This is a genomic window from Cytobacillus sp. NJ13, from assembly GCA_030348385.1.
In the GTDB taxonomy this organism is placed as follows: Bacteria; Bacillota; Bacilli; order Bacillales; family Cytobacillaceae; genus Cytobacillus.
This window is the reverse complement of sequence record JAUCFP010000006.1, coordinates 2,801,954-2,824,433: the sequence shown is the minus strand read 5'-3', so window position 1 is coordinate 2,824,433 and position 22,480 is coordinate 2,801,954. Positions and strand designations below refer to the sequence as shown.

At 39.7% G+C, this 22,480-nt stretch carries 18 protein-coding genes, 1 pseudogene and 1 riboswitch; of the genes and pseudogenes, 15 read left to right on the top strand and 4 right to left on the bottom strand.

Annotation, left to right across the window (positions count from 1 at the left end):
- Window positions 1-13: 13 nt before the first annotated feature.
- Window positions 14-784, bottom strand: coding sequence for an SGNH/GDSL hydrolase family protein (locus QUF73_13895; protein MDM5227295.1), 771 nt, complete (start codon window positions 782-784; stop codon window positions 14-16).
- Between the two features lie 106 nt (window positions 785-890).
- Here QUF73_13895 and QUF73_13890 point away from each other — a divergent pair, with 106 nt between their 5' ends.
- Together QUF73_13890 and QUF73_13885 are read left to right on the top strand one after the other, a co-directional pair.
- The gene (locus QUF73_13890) at window positions 891-1,817 is read left to right on the top strand and encodes an ABC transporter ATP-binding protein (GenBank protein ID MDM5227294.1); all 927 of its coding nucleotides are present in this window, start codon (window positions 891-893) and stop codon (window positions 1,815-1,817) included.
- Window positions 1,810-2,808 carry an ABC transporter permease gene (locus QUF73_13885; protein ID MDM5227293.1) on the top strand — a complete coding sequence of 333 codons (999 nt, stop codon included), beginning with the start codon at window positions 1,810-1,812 and terminating at the stop codon, window positions 2,806-2,808. The genes QUF73_13890 and QUF73_13885 overlap by 8 nt, the downstream gene beginning before the upstream one ends.
- A gap of 240 nt (window positions 2,809-3,048) precedes the next feature.
- On the opposite strand, the gene QUF73_13880 is transcribed toward QUF73_13885, so the two are convergent.
- Entirely contained in the window at window positions 3,049-3,438 is a 390-nt protein-coding gene (locus QUF73_13880; GenBank protein MDM5227292.1) for a YvaD family protein, read from the bottom strand.
- A gap of 873 nt (window positions 3,439-4,311) precedes the next feature.
- Window positions 4,312-5,148, bottom strand: coding sequence for a protein kinase (locus tag QUF73_13875; GenBank protein ID MDM5227291.1), 837 nt, complete (start codon window positions 5,146-5,148; stop codon window positions 4,312-4,314).
- A gap of 415 nt (window positions 5,149-5,563) precedes the next feature.
- Here QUF73_13875 and QUF73_13870 point away from each other — a divergent pair, with 415 nt between their 5' ends.
- From QUF73_13870 to QUF73_13815, 12 genes are all read left to right on the top strand, one after another.
- Window positions 5,564-6,082 (top strand): GNAT family N-acetyltransferase, encoded by a 519-nt coding sequence (locus tag QUF73_13870; protein ID MDM5227290.1) that lies wholly within the window; start codon window positions 5,564-5,566, stop codon window positions 6,080-6,082.
- Between the two features lie 176 nt (window positions 6,083-6,258).
- A riboswitch (SAM riboswitch) is annotated at window positions 6,259-6,362 on the top strand.
- A gap of 109 nt (window positions 6,363-6,471) precedes the next feature.
- A complete protein-coding gene (locus tag QUF73_13865) occupies window positions 6,472-7,521 on the top strand; it encodes an LLM class flavin-dependent oxidoreductase (protein MDM5227289.1) in 1,050 nt (349 codons plus the stop codon).
- A gap of 15 nt (window positions 7,522-7,536) precedes the next feature.
- On the top strand, window positions 7,537-8,493 hold the full coding sequence (locus QUF73_13860; GenBank protein MDM5227288.1) for an alpha-L-glutamate ligase: 957 nt from the start codon (window positions 7,537-7,539) through the stop codon (window positions 8,491-8,493).
- A gap of 213 nt (window positions 8,494-8,706) precedes the next feature.
- The gene (locus QUF73_13855) at window positions 8,707-9,459 is read left to right on the top strand and encodes a sulfite exporter TauE/SafE family protein (protein ID MDM5227287.1); all 753 of its coding nucleotides are present in this window, start codon (window positions 8,707-8,709) and stop codon (window positions 9,457-9,459) included.
- Between the two features lie 108 nt (window positions 9,460-9,567).
- Entirely contained in the window at window positions 9,568-11,169 is a 1,602-nt protein-coding gene (dcuS, locus tag QUF73_13850) for a DcuS/MalK family sensor histidine kinase (protein MDM5227286.1), read from the top strand.
- Entirely contained in the window at window positions 11,166-11,873 is a 708-nt protein-coding gene (locus tag QUF73_13845) for a response regulator (GenBank protein MDM5227285.1), read from the top strand. Before dcuS ends, QUF73_13845 begins: the two co-directional genes overlap by 4 nt.
- Before the next feature lie 202 nt (window positions 11,874-12,075).
- Complete coding sequence (locus QUF73_13840) at window positions 12,076-13,356, top strand: 2-hydroxycarboxylate transporter family protein (protein MDM5227284.1); 1,281 nt, start codon at window positions 12,076-12,078, stop codon at window positions 13,354-13,356.
- Between the two features lie 164 nt (window positions 13,357-13,520).
- Window positions 13,521-15,230: an NAD-dependent malic enzyme gene (locus QUF73_13835; protein MDM5227283.1), complete on the top strand. Its 1,710-nt coding sequence runs from the start codon at window positions 13,521-13,523 to the stop codon at window positions 15,228-15,230.
- A gap of 320 nt (window positions 15,231-15,550) precedes the next feature.
- Window positions 15,551-16,237 (top strand): response regulator transcription factor, encoded by a 687-nt coding sequence (locus tag QUF73_13830; GenBank protein MDM5227282.1) that lies wholly within the window; start codon window positions 15,551-15,553, stop codon window positions 16,235-16,237.
- A complete protein-coding gene (locus QUF73_13825) occupies window positions 16,212-18,293 on the top strand; it encodes a HAMP domain-containing sensor histidine kinase (GenBank protein MDM5227281.1) in 2,082 nt (693 codons plus the stop codon). The genes QUF73_13830 and QUF73_13825 overlap by 26 nt, the downstream gene beginning before the upstream one ends.
- A 385-nt stretch (window positions 18,294-18,678) precedes the next feature.
- Window positions 18,679-19,074 (top strand): VOC family protein, encoded by a 396-nt coding sequence (locus QUF73_13820; GenBank protein MDM5227280.1) that lies wholly within the window; start codon window positions 18,679-18,681, stop codon window positions 19,072-19,074.
- A 119-nt stretch (window positions 19,075-19,193) separates the two neighbouring features.
- Window positions 19,194-19,568, top strand: coding sequence for a VOC family protein (locus tag QUF73_13815; protein ID MDM5227279.1), 375 nt, complete (start codon window positions 19,194-19,196; stop codon window positions 19,566-19,568).
- A gap of 380 nt (window positions 19,569-19,948) precedes the next feature.
- Here the strand turns inward: QUF73_13815 and QUF73_13810 are convergent, their stop codons facing one another.
- Window positions 19,949-21,505: an amidase family protein gene (locus QUF73_13810; protein MDM5227278.1), complete on the bottom strand. Its 1,557-nt coding sequence runs from the start codon at window positions 21,503-21,505 to the stop codon at window positions 19,949-19,951.
- 308 nt (window positions 21,506-21,813) lie between these two features.
- Here QUF73_13810 and QUF73_13805 point away from each other — a divergent pair.
- A pseudogene (locus tag QUF73_13805) lies at window positions 21,814-22,196 on the top strand (VOC family protein).
- Window positions 22,197-22,480: the final 284 nt, after the last annotated feature.

Here is a 22,480-nt window from a genome sequence, read left to right as displayed (position 1 = left end):
ATTCACCTTTTTCTTATTGTATGATACTTTTTTCAATGACAAGTGACATGCTTTCAGCTATTTGCTGATAAGTAGCATCATTCGGATGAAAGACGTCACTGGAAAGATCGCGTTTGGCATCCGTGACCAGATTGAAAGTATCCACTACTTGAACTTTGTATTTCAACCCTAATGTACGGGCAGACTCATTCCATTTTTGGATGATGGAATCAAATGAATCCCCGTTGGGCGATTGCTTGAATGGATTATAAAGCCCCATATAGAGTATGACTGCATTCGGATTACTTTCACGAATGTTTTTAAACGTTTTTTCCAAGTTAGGAATTTCGGTCTCTAGGATGCCAAGGGCGGTTTCTTCTGAATATTTTTTGAGTGTCTCCCCGCTATTAAAAAGGTTATTTCCCCCTATTGTGATGGTAATGATTTTGGCATCCTTAAGAGATCTCTTGACTTCTTTTTGTTCTAACTGGGCCAGCAAATCTTCAATTCTGGCACCCCTTACACCTAGGTTTTGGAAACGATCAACAGTATTATTTTCTTTAAGTTCATTTCCAATCAGCGGGACAAAACCTTCTCCCTTTGATGAGCCGACCCCCCTGGTCAATGAATCACCAAGTGCGATATATGTATCACCAGGTGTGACAGGAACTTCTTCTGATTTCGCTAATATCTCCGCTCGAGGCGGACTGGTAACATCCATGTAGGCACTGACAAGGCCATACCCAAAAAGAACTGTAAGCACAAGGGACAATGTTAAAAATAACTGCCGCATCCATTTTTTCATCGTTTGACCTCTCCTTTAATGTAATTGTATCTAAATTTTTCGCAAATTGAGTATTTAAAAGAGTCATTATTCGAAAATTTAGTTAGAATAGAACAAGGGTGATGCTATGAGCTTAAAGCCGACAGTTCAATTGGAAAATGTAACGAAAATCATTGGAAAGAAAACGATTATTGATAATATATCATTTGAAATTTATCCAGGAGAAGTATTTGGGTTCCTTGGTCCTAATGGTGCCGGGAAAACTACCACAATTCGGATGCTCGTTGGGCTCATTAAGCCAACGTCCGGAAAGATTCACATCTGCGGCTTTGATGTAAGAAAGCAATTTGTTCAAGCGATGCAGCGCCTCGGTTCTATCGTCGAAAATCCAGAGTTATACAAGTATTTGAGCGGCCGCGAAAACCTGCAAATCTTTGCACGGATGCTGCCTGATGTGGATGAAGAACGGGTTCAAGAGGTCATTGATTTGGTTGATCTGACTGCAAGAATTGATGATCAGGTTAGGACCTATTCATTAGGAATGCGTCAGCGTCTTGGTATTGCACAAGCATTGTTAGGCCGTCCGGATGTGCTTATATTGGATGAGCCTACGAATGGCTTGGACCCTATGGGAATAAAAGACCTTCGAGCATTTATCAGGAAGCTGGTCGATGAAACGGGCCTTTCGGTACTCGTATCCAGTCATATTTTAAGTGAAATCGAGTTGCTGGCGGACCGTGTGGCTATTATGAGCCATGGAAAAATCGTGAAGGTCGGAAGCGTAAGCGATTTAGTTGGTGCACTGTCATCTGGTGTGGATTGGAGAGTCAGTGATTCTTTTCGTGCACTTGCTATTCTTAAAGAATCCCCCTATGTCCAGGCTGCAGAACTATACGATGACCATACTATACACACTCTTATGGATGAAAGCAAAACCTCAATCCTGAATGAAGCTTTAATGAAGGCGGGTATTGATGTATGGACGATCGAAAGGAAAGTGCAGACATTGGAGGATCTATTTATTAGTTTGACAGGAGGCGATCATATTGTCTAATCCAAATATGGTTGGCCTGATTCATAATGAAGTGATGAAGATTGCTTCTAAAAAACGCATGGCGGTTGTCATCGTTATTTTAGTCATTCTAGTCTCTATGTTTACCTACGCACAATACCGGGAGATACAGGAAAAAATCGAAAAGCAGGGCACTCTGGACTGGAGAGTGGAGCTTCAGCAGGAGATTGTCGATCGGCAAAATCGGCTGGCATCGAGTGGAATCCAGGACGAGTTCAGACAGTTTCTTGAATTTGATTTGAAGCAAAAGCAGTATTATCTGGACAACGATATTAACCCAAACTATCCTGGAGCCCCTACGTTTATCCGCATCTTTTTCTCACAGGGAGTCACACTTGTCCTGCCATTATTCATTATTATTATAATGGCTGATATTGTGAGCGGGGAATATAATGATGGGACCATCAAAACATTACTGTCCCGGCCAGTTAAACGATGGAGAATCCTGATGGCTAAATGGCTGACGGTTTTGCTGTATACCTCCATGCTGATGGCGGCAGCCGTGATTGTCTGTTATGGGGTTTCAGGTATCGTGCTCGAATATGATGGCTGGACGGCACCTATTTTGACCGGATTTCAAGCTTCCGCATCTGGTGAGTTTTCAACGGAGTACATCCATACCCTGCCGATGTGGGAATACTTGCTGATGTCTGTTGGACTTTCCTGGGTGGTAACAGCGGTTGTTGGAACCATAAGTCTCATGATATCAGTTCTAGTGAAAAATACAGCGACTGGAATTGGGGCTATGATGGCTGTGTTAATCGCAGGCACCCTGCTATCTTCTATCGGTTCGAGCTGGACGAGCTCCAAGTATTTAGTGAACTTGAACTTTGATCTGATTAACTACTTAGAAGGTCAAGCTCCGCCGATTGAAGGGATGTCACTGCCATTTTCATTAACCATGCTTGGGATTTGGGCTGCCGCCTGTCTTGCTGTTGCGTTTTGGAATTTTACTCAGAAGGATATGTATTAAGTGCGTCTTGAAAAGAGACAAAAAATGGACGTAGAGTGTGGGCGGTACTTGGGAATCTATCCACGCAATGCCTGCCATATTGGACAAATCATTTACGTCCGGAAACTGCAAAAGAAGTTGGAAAAATGAGAGATTAAAAGAATTTCGAAAGTATCAAAAGTAAAAAGTAAAAAGTACACTGCTTCAAGATCGGCAGCAATTAAGCCGATCATTTTTATTCAACAACCAGAGAATCAGAAATTAATTCTGATTCTCCTTTATAACACTAGGAATAAAAAACAATGGATAGATAAGTAAATATAAATTTGGTAACCACCAGGATAAATCGAAGTCACTTCTAAGTATCCAAAAGGAAATTGCCTGAAGGCCTGAACAAGAGGTTAAAACTAAGGATATTAGAGCAATCTTACTCCAGTTCGGATTATTTTTTTTATACAAAAACAAACTAGCAAATCCAGTTATAGAAATTAGAATATCAAGAGGAAAGAATGACCAGTTCCAAGCAGAAAGAATTGGATTTTCGTAATCCTTGAAAAGATATTCATTTGGAATAATATGCAGTAAAGTGATGATCCAATAAACAATGAAACCAACATCAGTTAACCAGAAAAAAAAGCGCAAAAATCTCATCCGCATGGTTTTATCTCCTTAAATTGTATAATTTGGAGATACGATTAAAGCATGACAAAAGTTTCAAAGATTACTGCAGAATTGCTAAGTTTTACAGTCGGGGAGGAAATGAAGCATTTAGACATCTTCTCATTCGAGAACCAAGTTTCTATAATTCATCAACTAATATGGATATTTACATGCTGAAGCATAGGCAAATGAAAAAGGCTTGCCAATGACTCAAGACTAATGCACAGTGCGATGAAGTTGTGAAAAAAATGATGGTTTTGTTTATAAAAAAGGAGCCTAAGGAACTCCGAAGAGTTTATGGTGAATGTTAAAGATATAATCAAAAACTAATTGAAAGCCAAAAGGTAAAATAGAAGCGACAGTTTTTCCAGTTACTAAAGAACACGCGGTAAATAGGATTAATTTTTTCAGAGGTATTTCATGCCTTTTATATGCGATATGTAACACTTTGTTTATTGAAAATACAGAAATGAAAATAATTATTGCCGAGAAAATACTCGCAAGTATCACCGGCATATTAAAACACCTTTCTTTGACTAGTTTATGTATCTGTAATTTACGGGAAATGAAGGGGGAAGTTTCATTAAATCACCGGATTTATTAATACCAGCCTTAAGGATTATTAATCCGCGTTATTCTGGATGTATCTCTTTAATCTGTGCTAGACTAAACAAAAAACAGCTACTATAAAAGTTCAAAGGAGGTAAAAATGTTAAAAAAAATATTAAAACAAATCAAGCAGCTCTCTCAAGGAAGCAGTGCGCGAAGACATGGTCATTATCGCAAAGGCAGCAGCAGCGGTCGTTATAAACGATCTCCAATGAGTGGAAGTAACTACTACAAAAGGAAGAGGAGAAGCAGCAGCTAATTCCATCTCTGAGGTTCATGTACTTTCTCTTTCGCTTTAAGTGCTGCATGAAGATCTGCTGAAATCTCACAAATGCTTGAATAAGGTTCTTTAGTTTGCAATAGCCTTTTCAGTAAATTAACAGTTTCCTTTTCTAAAGAAAGTTCTTCTGTCCAAGGAAGAGCTTTTTTATTTTTGGAAGAGTACGTTGTATAAAGCAAATATAAAAGTATTTCACCTAAATCATAGTAGTCCTGGTGTTTCATTTCCTGGAAGTCTTGTTTTATAAGTAAAGAGCTAGAGGGTGAGTGAAATTGATCAATTGCGGCTCTCTGCATTGACAATCCAAAATCAATCAAAAAGGGCTCATTATTTTTTAGTATTATGTTTGGAATACGTAAATCTCTATGATAAATGTCTTTTTTGTGAAGATAATCAACTAATTCGAGTAGTCTATCTAAAATAAGCAGAGACTCTTTCTCGCCAAAAGTTTTCTTGCTGAGAAAAATTTGATCTTCTAAATTATCGCCTTCAATAAAACTCATTACATAAAAAAAATATTCATTATTTGAAGAAGCATCAAATAGTATTGGCATATTTTTGTGGTTCAATGTACGCATAATAAAGGTTTCATTTTGAAAGAGCTCAATCTCTTTTTTCGAACGACATTTACTAGGACGAAGCTGTTTAACCACTCTATTTTCTTTTGAACACAAATCATTACAGAGATAAACAATGCCATAGCTTCCAGACCCTATTACACTCAAAACCTCATAACGAGAGTTCAAAATCGTCCCTTCTTTAATTGGTATATCTACAAAAAACTGATAAATTCTTCGAATTGATTGCAAAATTGTAACTTTCCTCACCTCTTCTTTTAAATTATGATCTTTTACAGAGCAATGTAAATATAATATGAGGTATAAAAGAGTACTCTCCTTAAAGTTTGAAGAGCTCTATAGATGCAGAAGCCGAAACCTTGTATCTTTATTAATTTCTATTTCTATAACTTTGAAATATGGATAAAAAATCTGATATATATTTTAACCTAGTTAACGATAGGTCTCATAGCCCTCAAAACGTTTATTCACATAGTATGTTTTCCGTAAATAGTAACATATTATTTCTTCCTATTTTATTGTCAAAAGGAATTCCTTTTTTATTGTACTTTAACCTGTAAAAAACACGTTAGATTTTCTAACATACTCCTTTTATTAATTTTTTTGTGTGGTATATTTAACCATAAAAAATGAGTTAGGGTGATTCCTCTTGGAAAAAGCAGCAAATAATATAAAAGTAGAAAAATGTATAAAAATTGAGGAACATATAATTGAACTTGCAGACCTTCTAATCGATGTTGTTAAGGATGGTGCTTCTATCGGATTTTTACCATCACTAAAACCTTCAGAGGCAATTAAATCCTGGGAAAGCGTACTAAATCCTGATGTAATTCTTTTTGTTGCAAAGGTTAATAACGAAATAGTTGGCAGCGTGCAATTACACCTCTGCTCAAAACAGAATGGCGGACATAGAGCTGAAATTGCAAAATTAATGACTCACCCAAATTATCGGCGTAATGGAATTGGCCGTTTATTAATGGAGAAGGCTCATGAAACAGCTTTAAAAATGGGTAGAACACTATTGGTTCTCGATACTAGAGAAGGTGATCCCTCAAATTTACTTTATACTTCATTAGGATACACTAATGCTGGCCGGATACCTGCTTATGCAATGTCCGAAAACGGTAACTTCGATGCGACAATAATTTATTATAAAAATATGATGTAGGCATGCAGGATTGTAGATTGTGAAATATTATAATTACACTATAGGGTTCATTACTAATAGAACTAACTGCCAGCTCAGAAATTAGGAAACTCTTATTAACAATGTAATAATTGATTGACAATTTGATGAATTTAAATTATTATCGCTTTAAATAATTAAATAGTTAAATATTTTTCTTCTTATCCAGAGAGGTGGAGGGACTGGCCCTTTGAAGCCTCGGCAGCAGGTTCTGATGAATACTGTGCCAATTCCAGCAAGCGTATCGCTTGAAAGATGAGAAGAGAGTTGATAAAACTCTCTTCTTAGGAGGAGAGTTTTTTAATTGTTTATAAATCCAACTTAAGTTATGTGAAAAGTAGTTATTTAGAATGCAAGAGGAGAGAAGAGAAATGAAATATGGTTTCTGGCTGCCGATTTTTGGAGGCTGGCTGCGAAATGAGGAAGACGAAAATATGCCGCCAACCTTTGAATATGCAAAAAACGTCATTCAGTCGGCTGAAAGATGGGGATACTCGACTACATTAATTGCTGAATTATATTTAAATGATATTAAAGGACCGGATCATGATTCTCTTGAAGCCTGGTCCACGGCAGCCGCACTTGCAGCCGTGACAGAAAAAATTGAAATTATGACCGCGATCCGTCCCGGTTTCCATAATCCTGCTGTAGCAGCAAAAATGGCCGCCAATATTGATCAAATCAGCAGCGGACGTTTTACTCTTAACGTTGTTTCTGCCTGGTGGGCCGAAGAAGCCCGTCAATATGGCGGTATTTTTACAGAGCATGATGAGCGTTATGCCCGTACCGAGGAGTTCATCGATGTTCTAAAAGGACTATGGACGGAAGAAACCTTCAATTATTCCGGCCAATTTTACAACCTAAGGGACACGAAGCTTGCTCCGAAGCCTGTTCAACGACCTAACCCGATTCTTTATGCAGGCGGTGAAAGTGAAAAAGGCAAGCAGACTATTGCAGAGAAATGTGACGCTTATGTTATGCACGGAGGAACAGTTGAAGAGATTGAACGGAAAATAGGAGAAATGAAGGCACGGCGTGAGCAAACGGGCAATGCGCCATTCAGTTCTTTCGGAATGGCTGCTTATGTTATTTGCCGTGATACAGAAGAAGAGGCTCTTGCTGAGCTTGAAAAAATCACTACTGTGAAGGATTCCAGCGGTTATGCAGGTTTTAAGGACTTCACGACAAAGTCACAATTAGAGCAGCAGATTCAGCTGCAGGATTACTCTGTCTCCAATAGAGGTCTGCGGCCAAACTTAGCAGGAACACCAGAGCAAATTGCTGATCGGATTTTACAATATGAAGAAGCTGGCCTGGACCTGCTATTATTGCAATTCTCACCTCAGCTGGAGGAAATGGAACGCTTTGCAAAGACGGTTATGCCATTAGTGGAACAAAAACGCAGTTTAATAAAGAGCTAGAAAGGGGCATGAATAATGAGCAAGGTATATGTAATACATGAAAATAGTGAGTGGACAGTCCATTTGACAAAAAGGCTGAAGGAACTGGGTGTTCCTTATGAAGAATGGCATTTAGACGAAGGGACGCTGGATTTATCGGCGGAACCGCCGGAAGGGATCTTCTATAGCCGGATGAGTGCTTCTTCTCATACCCGCGATCATCGTTTTGCGGCTGAATTTTCCGGACAAGTATTGGCCTGGCTTGAAGCACATGGCCGTACAGTGTTAAATGGAACGAGCGCTCTGAAGCTTGAAGTTAGTAAGGTTTTGCAATACTTGGAGTTAAACAAATCTGGTGTCAGGACTCCAAAAACGATTGCAGCAGTGGGAAAACAACATATTATTAAGGCAGCTGAAGCATTTGCAGGACAGCCGTTTATCACGAAACATAACCGTGCCGGTAAAGGTTTGGGTGTTCAATTATTCCATAGTATTGAAGCTCTAAAGGCTTATGTGGAAGGACCTTCCTTCGAAGAACCTGTTGATGGCATTACCCTTATTCAGGAATACATTCAATCCCCTGAAAGCTATATCACCCGCTGTGAATTTGTCGGAGGCAACTTTGTTTATGCCGTAAGGGTTGATACTTCGGAAGGATTTGAACTTTGCCCGGCGGACGCATGCCAGATTGGCGACTTATTCTGCCCTGTAGGAGAAGAGGTTGAAGAGAAGCTTAAGTTCCAGATCATTGAGGATTTTGAGGACGAAATTATAGAAAAATATAAAGAGGTTCTGGCCAGGAATCATATTCAAGTCGCTGGCATTGAATTTATCAGAAATGCTGAAGGTGACATTTACACTTATGATATTAATACAAACACAAACTATAATTCTGATGCAGAATCGAAAGCTGGAAAATATGGAATGCTTGAGTTAGCTTCATTATTAAAGAAGACCTTGGAAGAAAAATACGCTGCATCTGTAACGGCTTAAGTTGCGGGGACCTGCATTAGCAGGTCCTTTTCTCATATATTATCTGTTACATAAGGAGAAAAATCTATAACCCATTCTATTACCTTACTAAAAGCCTATAAATACGATCCAAATACTTTTTTTAATTACAAAAAGTCTCCTGCATATTTCATATACTATAATAATATTTGGACTAAGTTTGTCGAATGATAGAAAGTGTATTTGGGGGCATTTATTATTATTACATTTACTATGTTCTTAATAGGGATTTTACTAGGATTTATTGGGGCCGGAGGGTCCGGGTTTCTTATTGCCATATTAACCGTTGTTTTTGGAGTGCCTATCCACACAGCGCTAGGGACTTCGCTTGCGGCTATGGTCTTTACGACCTTGTCCGGAGCTTACAGCCATTACCGGCAGGGCAATATTGATGTGAAAGCGGGCTTAACCGCAGGTATCTTTGGAGCCATTTTTTCCTACTTTGGTTCCAGGATTGCTGTAGGAATTCCTGTCGATTCACTTCATTGGCTCACTGCGGGAATGCTGTTCTTATCTGCTGTTATGCTTATGACCCGCCTTTTATTAGTCAACAGGCTTAAAGAAACAAACAAAAGTGAAACAAAATCTGCTTTCAGTTTTCTAATAAGAGCAGCTTCTGTCGGTATAGTGACTGGCGTCTTATCTGGTACATTTGGTATTGGATCTGCTCCTTTCATCCAGCTTGGTCTGTTGATTGTTTTGGGTCTTTCTATACAAAAATCTGTTGGGACAACCATGCTTGTCATTCTCCCAATTGCCATGGCTGGAGGGATAGGCTACTATTTTGAGGGCTATTTCAACGCCCTGCTCCTGGTCCAAGTACTGGCCGGCACGATGATTGGCTCTTATATTGGGGCTAAATTTACAAACCATGTTCCCGTGCCGATTTTAAAAATTGCAATGGTTCTCACCCCCATAATGGCGGGTGCAACTTTGCTGATTCTATGATTTTACTTTAAGGCTGCTTAAAACTCGTCAGTGGGTTTTACAGTCTTTTTTCATTTAATGGAAAAAATTTTACACATACTAAAACGAGCAAACAACCTGGAGGAGATCATGAAAAAGGGGAAATTTAGTTTACAGTTCATCATTATTATGTTTGTATGCATTGTCGTTGCGCTATCACTTGGGATAACTGACCTGCTGATAAGCAAAACCATTACCTCCAGTGTTGAAGAGACACAGGAAGATAAGGCTCTTAATGTTGCAAGGATGGTTTCTTTAAACCAGCTGGTGATTGATTCTTTGGAAGGCTCAGCCAGTTCTGAGGGAATACAGGCTTTTGCCAGCCAAATTGAAAATAGAACGAATGTTAATTTTGTTACTATTATGGATATGGAGGGAATTCGGCTTACCCATCCGGATCCTGAACAAGTGGGCAAACCCTTCAGGGGAGGAGATGAAGGGCCTGCCCTTAAAGGGAAAGAGTACGTATCCATTTCAAAGGGAACTCTTGGTCCATCGCTGAGGGCTTTCACGCCAATAATAAATGCCCAGGGAAAGCAAGTCGGTGCGGCTGCCGTAGGGATTTCATTAGAAAATGTGACAAAGGCGGTCAATAATGGCCGGAAGGGAATGGTGATCGGTACATTAATCGGAATCTTGATCGGAATCATGGGGGCTGTTGGCCTGGCAAGGTATATTAAAAAAACTCTGCTGGGGCTTGAACCGTTTGCCATTGCCAGACTGCTTGAAGAGCGAAGTTCCATGCTTCAGTCTGTGCGAGAGGGGATTATAGCCATTGACCAGGAAGGGAAAATTACCCTTGTCAACAGAGCGGCAAGCAAAATTTTTAAAAAGGCTGGACTTGAAGAAGATCCATTGGGGCAGAGCATTGAAGAATATTTGCCGGATACTAGATTAAACCGAATTACAAAATCGGGTGAAATGGAAATGGACCAGGAGCAGAACCTGCATGGGGTTACTATTTTAGTAAACAGAGTACCAGTGGTGGTCGAAAATCAGCCGGTTGGAGCCATCGCTACATTCCGTGATAAAACCGAGGTCCAATTATTGGCCGAACAGCTTACAGGTGTACGCAAGTATGCGGATGCCCTCCGTGCCCAGGCGCATGAATTCATGAATAAGCTTCATGTCATTCTTGGGCTGGTCCGTACTGAACAATACGATACGCTTGCTAACTATGTCAGTGAAACGGTTACCCATCGGGAAACGGAAGTGGGCTTTGTAACCAAGATGGTTATAGATCCAGTTCTTGCAGGATTTTTGATTGGAAAGCTTAGTTTTGCCAGAGAATCAGGAGTCTCTCTATCAATTAATTGTGAAAATAAACTGCCCAAGCCAGAAAATCAGAAAATCACTCATGAGCTGATAACAATCATTGGAAATCTAGTCGATAATGCATTGGAGGCAGTTGCAGACCGGCCAACTAAAAAAGTCGATCTAATGCTGGATTACGCAGAGGATATTTTGACCATTGAGGTAAAAGACTCAGGGGTGGGGATGACGAAGGCAATCCAAAACCAAATCCTTGCAAAAGGCTTCTCCACGAAAGGAGCTAACCGCGGGTTGGGATTATATATTTTGGCGCAGGCAATCGAAAGGCTGGAAGGGGACCTTATTATTTCTTCCAAGCCGGAAAAGGGAACAAATTTTGCTGTTTATATACCTTATAAAGCGGAGGATGAGCAGAATTGATTAATGTAATGATTGTCGAAGATGACCCGATGGTCGCAGAAATCAATAAACAATACCTCAGCAAAATGGATGGGTTCCGTCTGGCAGCTCAAGCAAGCTCAGTTGATGAAGCCATCAGGCTGCTGGGAAAGGAAGATATACAGTTAATTCTCCTGGATATCTTTATGCCTGGTAAGCAGGGCCTGGACCTGTTGGCGTATCTTAGAAAAAATGACCATGAAATTGATGTCATCATTATTTCTGCCGCTTCAGACTTAGATCGTATCCAAAAGGCATTGAGGTATGGAGTGGCGGATTATTTAATTAAGCCTTTTGAGTTTGAAAGGTTCCATATGGCTCTTGCCAGTTATCTGAAGAAAACCAGGTTTATCGATAAACAAGAAGCTGTCAGCCAGCAGGAACTCGATAATTATCTATTAAACAGAGAGGAAAATACAATAGTTGATGAGCTCCCAAAGGGACTGACCAGGGATACATTAAAACAAGTCTGGAATGCGATTCAGGAATTGAAGGCTTTTCCTTTTTCCACCGATGAAGTTTCCAATATCGTGGGCATATCACGAGTTTCTGCAAGAAAATATCTTAACTTCCTGAAGGATTTGGGAATACTGGAGGTCAAGGTGATCTACGGCACCGTAGGAAGGCCAGTTTACCAGCATGAATTCAATCCATATAAGGAGCATTTAATTAAAAACTTTCTGTAAGCAGTCCTTGTAACTGCTTACTTTTTTTATTTACTAAAAGGATTACGATAATTTCATATTCTATGAAAACGTTTTATGGGGGAATATGATGGACAGGTAACAAAATAAAGGGGGTTTACAAATGGCACAGCCTGCAAAAGAGTTGGAACCGCTTACTCCAATTTATGAAAATAAAGGTAAATCAAATAATAGTAATAAAGGTATGTTTGCCAAGTTATCCAGTGTGAAGGTCGGCACAGTGCCGCTTCCGCTGTACATCATTATCGCCGCTGTTGTCTTTTTTGCAACGGCATTTGACATATTGCCGGCCGATATGATTGGAGGCTTTGCCCTTATCATTACGATGGGAATTCTTCTGGGAGAGCTTGGAATGAGGATTCCTGTCCTTAAGGATATTGGAGGCCCGGCTATTATGGCACTCCTTGTTCCATCACTATTAGTTTATTTTAGTGTGATTAATGAAACTGGGATGAACGCTGTCACACAATTAATGAAAACCTCGAACTTCCTTTATCTATATATCTCGATCCTTGTGGTAGGAAGTATTCTTGGGATGAACCGGAAAGTACTCATCCAGGGCTTTACAAGGATGTTCGTGCCCCTTGCTTTAGGTACGCTCGCTTCTGTTGGTGCTGGAGTACTGGTTGGGATGCTGTTTGGATATTCAGCAAAGCATACATTATTCTTTATTGTTGTTCCTATTATCGGGGGCGGAATTGGAGAAGGAATCCTTCCGCTTTCCATTGGGTATGGCCAAATTCTCGGACAGGATCCGGAAACATTTGTTGGCCAATTGATTCCAGCTGCTGTCATTGGAAATATCGCGGCCATTATCTGTGCGGGTCTCCTTTCTCGTTTAGGCGAAAAGAAACCTCATCTTACGGGCAACGGTGTTTTAGTTAAAGCAAAAGGCGGAGATGGCATTACGGAATCCGCCACCATTAATAAGCCAGTAGACTTCCCGCTCATGGGAGCAGGTCTCTTATTGGCATGTGCATTCTTTATTCTTGGCGGCGTTGGGCACAAGCTTTTGGGCATGCCGGGTCCTGTCCTTATGATTGTGGCTGCAGCATTGGTGAAAAGCCTGCAGCTTTTACCGGCAAAAATGGAGCAAGGTGCTTTCCATATGTACAAATTTACTTCATCCAGTCTGACATGGCCATTAATGGTTGGACTTGGAATGCTTTACATCCCGCTTGAAGATGTAGTAAAAATCGTGACTCCTTCATACGTGATGGTCTGTGTTGCTGTCGTGTTGGCGATGGTCACAACCGGTTATTTTGTTGGAAAACTGATGAAAATGCATCCGGTTGATTCTGCGATTGTCACAGGCTGCCATAGCGGACTTGGCGGAACAGGGGACGTTGCAATCCTTTCTGCTTCTAACCGTATGTCCCTCATGCCTTTCGCCCAAGTATCCACAAGACTTGGCGGAGCATCTACAGTCATCCTTGCCATTATGCTGCTAAAGTTTTTTAACTGATTTGTAAAGTAATGAAAAAACAGGCAGCCGCTTTTATTGCCTGTTTTTTTAGTTACAAAAAAGGGTACTTTATTTAAATAACCTAGTGGGAAAGAGCAAAGGTCATTAACATGAATAGGGGAAATTTGCACAGCTAATTTTAAGAAAGAAAGAAGGGAAATTCCATGAATATTCCTGATAATGTTATTATTACCACATTGAAAGGAAAAGAAGTTCTCTCAAACCCTTTTTTGAATAAAGGAACGGCTTTTACAAAAGAGGAAAGGGAAGAGCTTGGACTTGACGGCCTGCTGCCGCCCCAGGTTCTGACACTTGATGAACAGGCGAAAAGGGTCTATGAGCAATACTCCATGCGGACGACGGATCTTTTCAAAAACGGGCTTCTATATGATTTATATAACCGCAATGTCGTTCTGTTTTACCGGCTTTTGAAAGACCACCTGGCAGAAATGCTGCCAATTATCTATACCCCAACTGTCGGAGAAGCGATCCAGACATACTCCCACAGCTACCGGCGCCCAGGCGGCTTATATCTTTCGATTGATGATCCTGCCGGGATTGAAAAGGCATTTCAAAATCTGGGACAGCCTAAAAATGGCATTGATTTAATTGTTGTTACTGACTCTGAAAGTATTCTGGGCATCGGGGACCAGGGAGTAGGAGGCATTAACATTGCGATTGGCAAACTTGCTGTATATACAGCTGCAGCCGGTATTGATCCAAGCCGAGTCCTGCCCGTTGTGCTGGATGCAGGTACAAACAATAAGGATTTGATTGCCGATCCTATCTATATTGGCAACAAATTCTCTCGTGTCCGCGGTGATCGTTATGATGAATTCATTGATCTATTCATACAGACTGCAAGGAAGTTTTTTCCGGAGGTTCTCCTTCACTGGGAGGATCTTGGCAATGTGAACGCGCGAAATATTATTGATAAATATGGTGACAAAATCCTGACCTTCAACGATGACATTCAGGGAACAGGGGCCGTCACCCTTGCTGCTGTCATGTCTGCTTTGAAAGTAACCGGGGTTTCCATGAAGGACCAGCGTATTGTTGTCTTCGGTCCGGGGGCTGCCGGGATCGGTAATGCTGACCAAATAGCAGATGCCATGGTTCTTGAAGGGCTGACCAGAGAAGAAGCCTATGACCGTTTCTGGGCTATTGATTACCGGGGCTTACTGACAGATGACATACCAGATGTCCTGAAGTTTCAAAAGCCTTATGTAAGGAAATCGGATGAAGTGAAGGGCTGGGACAGAAATGAGGACGGAATTATTTCATTAATGGAAGTTGTACAGAGGGTGAAGCCAACAATCCTGATCGGTACATCTGGCCAGGCAGGTGCCTTCTCTGAAGAAATTATTAAAGAAATGGCCAAGCATGTTGAGCGGCCAATCATCATGCCGATGTCCAACCCAACTGCTCTGGCTGAAGCGGTACCGGAAAACCTGATCAAATGGACAGACGGCAAGGCGCTCATTGCAACCGGAAGTCCATTTGCCGATGTAGAATACAATGGTGTTTCTTATAACATTGGGCAGTCAAACAACGCATTTGTATTCCCTGGCCTCGGGCTGGGAGCCATAGTTGCCAAAGCTGAAATAGTATCAAAAGGAATGTTCGCTGCAGCTGCCAACGCTGTTGCTGAGATGTCAGACAGCAGCCAGCCAGGAGCATCCCTGCTCCCTTCGATTGAAAAATTGCATGATGTCTCTATCTATGTAGGTGTTGAAGTAGCGAAAGCCGCGATAGAAGAAGGTATTGCAAGAGCAAATATTACTGATGTTGCAAAAGCTGTGGCAGATGCAGTATGGGAACCTGAATATAAAGAATTTAAAAGTGTCGGTAATTGGGCAAGTGTAAGATCCTGATTAAATAGGCATACGGAAGTAGCAGAGGAATTCTAACACCGTAGAGCCAATAAGAAATGACTCAAAACATTATGTTTGGGTCATTTTTTTTGTTTGCAAAAAGTAGTTATTAGTTGCCCTGTTATTTCTATCTTGGCTGATTGTTTAAAGCGCTTCAACCAAGCTTCAGTGGCCAAATTATAGCTGATTCTTTTAAAACACTAAGAAAATCTTAAGAATTGCATAAAGTGTTTGTTAAGATTTAACTGATATTATTCTATTAACAGGAATAATAAAGGGATGGCATTTATATTGAAAATCATATTTAGGAGTGAACTTTCATGAACATATTGGTTTGTGATGATGATAAAGCCATTGTAGATGCGGTAGGCATTTATTTAGAAAATGAAGGCTATAAAATACTTAAAGCTTTTAATGGAGTAGAAGCCATCGAAGTAATAAGAGATCATGAGGTTCATCTTATTATCATGGACATTATGATGCCCAAGATGGATGGGATTAGAGCTACCATGAAGATTAGAGAAGAAAATAATATCCCATTGATCATGCTTTCTGCCAAATCGGAGGATTCGGATAAAATTTTAGGCTTAAACTTAGGGGCAGATGATTATATCACTAAGCCATTTAATCCCCTGGAGCTAATCGCAAGGGTTAAATCACAGCTGAGACGATATACGACATTTGGAAGTCTTGAAACAAGAAGCAATGTATATCAGACTGGGGGACTTATAATCGATGATGAAAGGAGAACAGTCACGATCGATGGGAAGGAGGTCCATCTCACACCCGTACAATATAAGATATTAAAGCTTCTGACTGCAAACGCCGGAAGAGTTTTCTCCATCGAGGAGATCTATGAAAAGATATGGAATGAAAAATCCTTCAGTCCGGAAAACACGGTAACCGTTCATATCAGGAAAATTAGAGAAAAAATAGAGATAAATCCGAAAGAGCCAAAATATTTGAAGGTGGTGTGGGGAGTTGGATATAAAGTTGAAAAAATATAGTCATTCTGTCATGACGAAAATAATTGTTTTCATCATAGCCATCGTATGCTTTACGGGGGCAATTCGAGCCGTTGTTGAGGTAGAGGTCGTCAATGATGGACAATTCAGCAGCGTATTAGAAGACAATTACTTAGAGAGCAGGGCATTTGTGCTGGAAAATGAGACTCTCATCGGTGATCTCACAAGACTATTAGGGGAATTTAAGAATGAGGAGCATATTTTAAGCGGCAAAACAATCAGCCAGGATACATGGAGAAGTGTTGAAGAGAACTTATACTCAGAATTTCGGAATCAATCCAGAAGCTATAATCCTGAATTAAGTGAAGAAAAAAATTTCAAAAAGTTTAAAGAAGAGTACGCAGAGACACTCTCTCAGGAAAGGGATCAGCTGATCAGGGAGGATTTAAGAGAATTTCATTTGCTTTTGCAGAATATTGAGGATTCAGAGCTGATGTTTTATGCCAGTGATGGTACAAATGTGTTTAAAAACAGTACAAAGACCGAAAAGGAACAGTTTGAAAACGCCCCTTCTTATATGCTGTTCGAGGAATATAATCGAGAGTTTTATCCAAAAGAAACGGAAGAAAATGAACATTTGCATTTGATAACAGAACAAATGGATGAACTGAATTCAGGGAACACGGTTGTGTATATTGCTTTTCCGGACGAATTTTTAGACCTTAAAATAGAAGAGTGGCAAGAAAACAAAGCCATTGCTGGGAAAAACGTATATCAATTATTTGGATGCATGGCCGGATTTATTCTTTCATTTTTTTACCTTGTGCTCATAGCGGGCAGAAAGTCATTTAAGGACCAAGAGCTGCATTTTCATCCAGCAGATAAATTATACAATGATATCAATATCGTACTATGTACTATGCTTATAGTATTTTGGGTTGCATTAGTGGATGATGTGTTTGAGAATACAGCAAAAATGATTACACCCATCACGATCCCTTTTGCCTCTCTGGGATTGATGCTGATTCTGTCACTCGTAAAGCATTTCAAAAATAGAACCCTTATCAGACATACATTAATTTTTACATTGATCCACAAGCTAGTTAAATTTATAGGGGATGTCTATCAAAGCGGAAGCGTTGGCGTAAAGACGGTACTGCTTGTCATTGGCTATCCGGTATTAATTGCTTTAACGTTCTTCATGTTTCCGGTGACGATTGGCTTGGCAGCCTGGTTTGCCTTAAAGAAAATCAAGACCTTTAACTCTATACAGAGCGGGGTGGAGAGAATTAAGGAAGGGAATCTTCATCACCGTATTGAAGCAGATGGAAAAGGAGAATTCAGCAGGCTTGCTGCCAACATCAACAGCATCACGGATGGATTAAAAAAAGCGGTGGATAACGAACTAAAAAGTGAGCGGTTGAAAACAGAGCTAATCACCAATGTATCGCATGATATTCGGAACCCCTTAACTTCCATTATTACTTATGTTGATTTATTGAAAGATGAAAAGGACCCATCGAAGGCAGAAGATTACATTGAAGTACTGGATCAAAAGTCAAAAAGGCTAAAAATACTGGCAGAAGATTTATTTGAAGCTACAAAGGCATCCAGCGGAAATATTCCAGTTCATCTTGAAAAAATAGATGTCGTGTCTTTAATCACCCAGGGGCTAGGGGAAGTGAATGACAAGATTGAATTACTGGATTTAGATATTAAGTTGAGTTATCCACGGGAGAAAGTTTATATTACAGCAGACGGGAAATTATTGTGGAGGTCCATCGAGAATTTATTATCCAATATATTTAAATATGCCCTCAAAAGCTCAAGGGTATATATATCTATTGAGGAATTGGGCAGTGAAATCCTCCTAACCTTCAAAAACATCTCAGCTACTGAGTTAAATATCTCAGCAGACGAATTAATGGAGCGTTTTAAAAGAGGCGATGAATCCAGATCCAGCCAAGGCAGCGGGTTAGGACTGTCCATTGCAAAAAGCCTGATTGAAATACAAAAAGGGAAATTCAACATCCAAATTGACGGAGATTTATTTAAGGCCATAATCTATCTTCCGAAACATAATCCTGATAATGAATGATTATATAGAGGCGGGATTTCAAAAAAGTCTTAAAGATCTGGCTTAACATCGTGAAAAAGTTAATAGTATAATAATTGGTTTCATAAATAGTAAATTGTGTTTTTACCCATTAAAAAAATGGTTCCAGTTTTAATCCATCAAATAGATAAAGTTTGTGAAGCGAAGTAATTGAACTATGGAGTGCTTAAATGTAAGAAGAGCTGCCTAAATCAGGCGGCTTTTCTTATTCAACAAACGGGGCAGGTTTGTTGAATAAGGATATATGAAAAAGACGTTGAAATATTAAGTATAGTATCTAAATTTAAATTTTTTGGATCAGCTGTCATCACGGTAGCATATTTTTGTGAGCTTATTTTTATTTGATATACATAATGGGGGGATTAGTTTGTCAAAAGGATTGCTTCACCATATCGAACTGTACGTATCAAATTTGGAAAAGTCGGTGGAATTATGGGGATGGTTTCTTCAGGAATTAGGGTATAGTTCTTTTCAAAAATGGGATGGAGGGCAAAGCTGGAGACTAGGTGAAACTTATATTGTGTTTGTGCAGGCAGAGGAACGTTTCCTCGATATTCAATATCACAGATGCCGAGTAGGGCTGAATCATCTAGCATTTTTTGCTGAATCACGCGTTCACGTTGATGAAATAACGAAAATTTTGGTATCAAAAGGGATACATATCCTTTATAAAACCAAACATCCATTTGCTGGAGGATGTAATCATTACGCAGTATATTTTGAAGATCCTGACAGGATTAAAGTTGAATTGGTAGCCCCTTAATTGAACAGGGTGCCTATTCTTTGTGAACAAACGGGCAGGTTAATTCAATAATTTGGAAGGAAAGGAACACAAAAAAGAGAATTATTTGATATACCAGATTAAAGTAAGGAGAGGTAAATATGAGTAAATCATTTATTGAGCAAGTACATTATATTAGAATTCCTGTAAAAGATTTAGAACAGTCTGCACAATGGTATAGAGATGTATTAGGGATTCAGTTATTAAACATTACTGACGATCCATTTGCGATTTTTAAAGTAAATGAGGGAGCTTTTTTACTTATCTTAGTTCCAACTGACGATGAAACATTTGCCCACTTTACAATTAATAATGAATCAGCTTTTAGTATTGGCTTTACAAGCCCAGAACTATCCGAATTTCGTCAACACCTAATTAATAATCAAGTTAAAGTCGAGGATATACAAGAAGATAACGGTCATTCGTATTTCCACTTTTATGATCCAAATGGTAATAAACTTCAAGTACACTGGTAGGAACAAAATAAATTTCCTTATTGCATTAACGGATGCATTACTTTAACATCCAGCTGCCAAAAGGCGGCTATTTTTGTTACTTAACGGGGTGCGACTATTCAATAAGAAATGATCGCCTTTTCCTTATTCAACGGGTGCTAAAGTTTAAAGAAGGGGGATCGTTGCTGCAATCCCTATTCTTATGTTAAGGAAAAAGCGATTCTTCTTTATTAAAGATAGACCCCAATTAGGAATAAGAAATAAAGAATTGAAGTAAGAATCCTTTGGTATTCTGCTCAGTTCCTTTTTACAAAAAATGATGTACTTTCATTAGTAAAACTTGTTTTATTTTCTCATGACTTGCAAGGCTAGTGGGACTTACCTCTATTCTATGAAGGTTCTTATTTTAGTTCAGGCGCTTTACGATGGTAAGTTCCTTCTTGATAAGCGTAGGCTAGTTTAATCAATGTTGGCTCGTCGAATTCTTTTCCTAGCAGCTCGAGCCCGACTGGAAGGCCGTTGTCACTGAAGCCAGCAGGAACCGAGATTGCAGGGAATCCTGAATAAGGACTTAAGCGATTAGCGTTCCCTGCACCTTGACTTTTGCCCACCTGTGCGGGCAAAGCACTCGAAGTTGGATAGAGTAGTGCATCAAGGTCATGTTCATTAAACGTTACCATTAAGCTTTCCCTTGCCATTTTAGGACGATTGGTAATAATGTCATGGTATTCCTCATCATTTTCTAATGATTCTCTTTCATTTCGGGATTTTAATCCACTTTCCAAACTTGGATGGAATTTCCCGCTTTCGATAATATCTGATAACGTTCTTACAGGTGCATCCGGCCCAAGGCTAGCCAAATAATCATTTAACTGAAATTTAAATTCATATCCGCTTAAGCTTGGATAAGAAAGAATTGGACTAAGACTGGGAACGGTTACCTCGAACACTTCTGCTCCAAGCGCTTCCATGTCCGCAATCACTTGATCCATCACTTTATTGACTTTAGGATCATTCCCAAACAGGTCGCGAATAACGCCTATCCGAGCTTTCTTTAATCCATTTTTCTTAAGATAATGAGTATAGGTTTTTGGAACTTTTCCGATACTGGCTTCAGTAACTGGATCTGCTGGGTCATAGCCAGCAATTGCATCGAGCACGACAGCCACATCTTCAACCGTACGTCCCATCGGTCCGCCGACATCCTGTGATAGTGCAAGTGGAATGATTCCATCGCGGCTGGCAAGTCCCATAGTAGGGCGAAGTCCAACCAGGTTATTAAAGGACGAAGGTATTCGGATGGACCCACCAGTGTCTGTCCCTAATCCGACAGTGGCAAAGTTGGAAGCAACCGCTGCTGCCGTACCACCGCTTGAACCACCTGGGTATCTTGTTAAATCATATGGATTATAGGTTTGTCCACCAAGGGAACTAATTGTTTGGAATCCGAAAGCAAATTCATGCAGGTTCGCTTTCCCTAAGATGATTGCACCTTGATCTCTTAATCTTTTTGTTTGATAGGCATCCTTTAGAGGGATGGAACCTTCAAGTGACAGGGATCCTGCAGTAGTTTGCATATCGTATGTATCATAGTTGTCTTTTAATATAACCGGAATTCCATGCAAGGGACCGCGAACTTTTCCCGCTTCGCGCTCTTTATCTAGTTGTTTTGCTTCTTCTAATACATTTTCGTCAACCGTAATGATGGAGTTAATGCTGTCATCGTACTCCTCAATTCGATTGAGATAGAATTGAACCAATTCCTCAGAGGTTAACCCCCCCCTCTGCATCGCATGCTGCAATTCAAATATCGTCGCTTCCTCAATCTCAACAGATAAAACTCTTTCAGCGACGGGGTCCGCTAAATTAGAAACAGCACCTGCTGGAGCTGTGTACAGCCCCAAAGCCATTACTAGAGCAGTGAAGAAAACTATAAATTTGTTATACCTCTTTACCATTTGGAACTCCTTTCATTTTTTGGAATAATTTGAATATACCAATCTATATTTATACTGTATATAAGAGGAAGGTCATGAAAGACCTGGTCATATAGGGAGTATTGACCGATTAGAAGGATGCATTTTAAGCTGAAGATGTTAGCTTTAGACGTTGGGAAGATGACCCTAAATTTAAGAAGAAACGTGAAGCAGTTCTCCTGAGCTAAAAGAACAATTAAATTCCCCGCAACCACAAACTAAAAATGGCTTATTTTTGTGGAATTTTTTTGATTGACTTACACAATGGGTGGATTAATTTGTCAAAATGATTGCTCCAGCATATCGAGTTGTATGTATCAAATTTGGAAAAATCGGTGGAATTTTGGGGATGGTTTCTTCAGGAATTAGGGTATAGTTCTTTTCAAAAATGGGATAGAGGGCAAAGCTGGAGACTAGGTGAAACCTATATTGTGTTTGTGCAGGCAGAGGAACGTTTCCTTGATATTCAATATCATAGATGCCGAGTAGGGCTGAATCATCTAGCATTTTTTGCTGAATCACGGGTTCACGTTAATGAAATAACGAAAATTTTGGAATCAAAGGGATAAATATCCTTTATAAAAACAAACATCCATTTGCTGGAGGATATAATCATTACGCAGTATATTTTGAAGACCCTGATAGGATTAAAGTTGAATCGGTAGCTCCTTAACGCAACAGGGTGCCTTTTCTTTTGAACAAACGGGGCAGGTTAGTTTAATAAAGGGTAAACAAAAGGGCATTTTTACTTTGTTAAACCATTGCAAATAAATAGAATACTCTTAACCTAGTGCTAGTAAGATACCATTGTAAGAATTAAGCTGACTTCGTTCAAATTATTGGATGAAATGCATGTCCTTTGCTGAAACACCGATAAAGGGAGACAAACTAATTCCTTTGAATTCAAAAAAAGAAGCTCATCCTAATTTGTATAACAAGTATTCGAAAAAGTATTTT